At 39.5% G+C, this 2,082-nt stretch carries 1 protein-coding gene and 1 pseudogene; both read right to left on the bottom strand.

What is annotated here, in order from left to right:
- Positions 1-582: pseudogene (locus tag HT708_RS11195) on the bottom strand (transposase); the annotation flags it as partial.
- Between the two features lie 44 nt (positions 583-626).
- Positions 627-1,946, bottom strand: a complete 1,320-nt coding sequence (locus HT708_RS11190; RefSeq protein ID WP_000830203.1) for a CapA family protein — start codon at positions 1,944-1,946, stop codon at positions 627-629.
- Positions 1,947-2,082 lie beyond the last annotated feature (136 nt).

Genomic DNA, 2,082 nt, shown 5'->3' with positions numbered 1-2,082 from the left:
TGAGGATCTATCTTCATGATTCCTTGATAACCACTGTCAGCCAAGATTTTACCAGCTTGTCCGATATTTCTGCGACTCATTTTGAACAACTTCATATCATGACAATAGTTCACAGTGATCTCCAAAGAAACAATTCTCCCTTGACTTGTGACAATCGCTTGAGCCTTCATAGCGTGGCATTTCTTTTTACCAGAATCATTCGCTAATTGTTTTTTAGGGCGATGGATTTTTACTTCCGTCGCATCAATCATTACCGTGTCCTCAGAACTGAGAGGAGTTCTTGAAATCGTAAAACCACTTTGAACAAGAGTTACTTCAACCCATTGACTCCGACGGATTAAGTTGCTTTCGTGAATACCAAGATCAGCCGCAATTTCTTCATAAGTTCGATATTCTCGCACATATTGAAGTCGCCATAAGAAGGTATTCTAGGCTTAGTTTAGGTTTTCGTCCCCCTTTTGCGTGTTTACCTTGATAATCTCTTTTTAATACAGCTAACATCTCTTCAAAAGTCGTGCACTGAACACCAACCAGGAGCTTAAATCGTGCATCAGTTAGTTGTTCACTTGCTTCATAATCCATAGAACTATTATACCATATATTGTTTCGCAGGAAGTCTATTCAAGCTAATCCCACTTCAATCCCACATGTTCGTTCATTTCTTTATAGGCTGTATCAATTCGTTCCTTAGTCGCTTCATCTAACTGGTCACGATGACTGCCACCCTCTATAAAATCTTCCAAGATATAGGTTTGATAATGATATAAAGGATAGCCTTCTGGTGAAAAGGTTCCCTTTGGTGTTCGATTGACCCAAGTAGGATGAGCTTTAGCTGTTCCGATAGTTGTTTTTCCATCCTTCTTCTTAATGGTTACATCCATGAGAACGCCACGTTCAGTCCACTTAGCATTTTCTTCATCTCCCATAGATTCAATCCGTTGATTGGAAATGAAGTTCCCCATTGAATAGATAATGAGTTTCTTGTCTCCATCTTTTTCAACCGTTTCAGATGGTTCCACAACGTGAGGATGCCCTCCAAAGATAATATCCGCCCCCCAATCAATCATCTTGTGATAAAGAGCTTTTTGTTCCTCAGTTGGTTCCAATCGATACTCCACACCCATCTGAGGCATGATAATGGTGATATCTGCTTCCTTCTCTGCCCGTTCAATTTCAGCCTTCATCTTATCTTCGTTTAAATCTGAAAGATAACGATTATAGTCTTCCTGAGAAATATACCGTTCAATTCCATTGAATCCATAGGAATAGGCCAAAAGAGCAACCTTGATTCCATTCACTTCCTTAATGACCAACGGAGCCTGATCACGTGGTTCATGCGTATAAACTCCGATTGGAGTGATTCCAGCTTTTTCAATAATATCGGCCGTTGAAATAACTCCCTCAATTTGCGAATCCAAAATATGATTATGAGCTAAATCTAGCACATGATAACCTGCATCCTTAATGGCATCCATAACTTCAGCAGGAGCATTAAAGAGAGGATAACCCGCTAAATAATGATCCTTATTGATGGTTCCTTCAAAATCACCAATAGCTAAATCTGCTTGCTTGAGCCAAGGTGTCACATACTCAAAATTCTCATGAAAGTCATAGGTACCGTCTTCTTTTTTAGCTGAAAAGAAAAGTCCATCGTGGTAGAGCAAATCCCCATTAGCCATAATTCTGGCAGTTTTTTCCTCTTCCTGCTCCTGAGACTTTTGCTTAGTCCCCTCTTGAGAAATAGTATCTCGTTTTTGACTGGTTAAAGGGATTCTTTGGAAACTTTCAAACAACAAGACCAAGCCCATTGATAAGGCAACTGCTAGCAAGAGTACCGCCACAAATCCTTTATTGCTCCACCTGCGATAACTCCTAAAAAAGTTTACCAAGCCCTTCATAAAACGAAAAGCTAAACCACCCTGATTTCGATTTTGTCTTCTTTTCATCTTCATTCTCCCTACTTTCTTATGCAAGCCTTTTCTTTTTATTATATCATAGATAAGTAATTCTTTCACAATTGATACTCTTCGAAAATCTCTTCAAACCACGTCAGCGTCGCCTTACCGTATATATGTTACCGAC

It is taken from the genome of Streptococcus sp. 3613 (assembly GCF_013277375.1).
In the GTDB taxonomy this organism is placed as follows: Bacteria; Bacillota; Bacilli; order Lactobacillales; family Streptococcaceae; genus Streptococcus; species Streptococcus pseudopneumoniae.
Note: the sequence above shows the minus strand (reverse complement) of the source record. Positions and strands in the feature narration are given on the sequence as shown.